This window comes from Streptomyces sp. W16 (assembly GCF_033194735.1).
GTDB lineage: Bacteria > Actinomycetota > Actinomycetes > Streptomycetales > Streptomycetaceae > Streptomyces.
Map to the genome: position 1 here is coordinate 1 of NZ_JAWOAI010001165.1, position 915 is coordinate 915.

Below are 915 nucleotides of genomic sequence, written 5' to 3' on the forward strand. Positions count from 1 at the left end.
CGGGGCCGCCGGCGGACTCGTCGGCGGAGTGCTCGTGGACACGCTGTCATGGCGATGGGTGCTGCTGATCAACGTGCCCGTCGGCGCGGTGGTGCTGCTCAGCTCACTGCGCCGGCTCCCGGAGAGCCGGGCCGGGGACGGCCGGCGGCTCGATCTCCCCGGTGCCGTCCTGGTCACGGCGGGCCTCGGGGTGCTGGCGTACGGCATCTCGCAGACCGAGGCCGAGGGGTGGACGGCCACCGCCACCCTGACGCCGCTGGCCGCCGGACTCGCGCTGATCGCCCTCTTCCTCGTCGTCGAGGCCCGCACGGCTGCTCCGCTGATGCCGCTCGGGCTGTTCCGGGCGCGGGCGGTGTCGTCGGCCAACGCGGCGATGTTCCTGTGCGGCTCCGCGATGTTCTGCATGTGGTTCTTCATGACGCTGTACGCGCAGAACGTCCTCGGCTACACCCCGCTGGAGGCCGGGCTCGCGCTGGTGCCGAGCTCCCTGGCCGTCCTCGTCGGCTCCAAGTCGGCACCCCGCTTCATGCCGGTCCTCGGCGCGCGCAACGTCGCCGTGCTCGGGACGCTGATCGCGGCGGTGGGCTTCGGCTGGCAGTCGCTGATGACCGCGCGAGGAGACTATCTGACGGAGATCATGTTCCCCGGAATCCTGATGATGCTGGGCGCGGGCCTGACCGCCACCCCGCTTGCCGCGCTCGCCACGTCCGGGGCCGCGCCGGGCGAGGCCGGTCTCGTCTCCGGACTGGTCAACACCTCGCGCACGATGGGGGGTTCGCTGGGCCTCGCCGTGATGTCGACGATCGCGGCGGCGCGCACGGCGAGCGTGGCGGGGAGCGGTGGGAGTACGCCGGAGGCCCTGACGGAGGGGTACGCGCTGGCGTTCCGTACGGGGGCGGGGGTGCTGCTCGGCGG

General features: G+C 73.2%; 1 protein-coding gene. It reads left to right on the top strand.

The genetic code is table 11. From position 1 onward, the window contains the following. A partial coding sequence (locus R6V09_RS53970) for an MFS transporter (RefSeq protein ID WP_317888671.1) occupies positions 1-915 on the top strand: 915 nt, incomplete at both ends.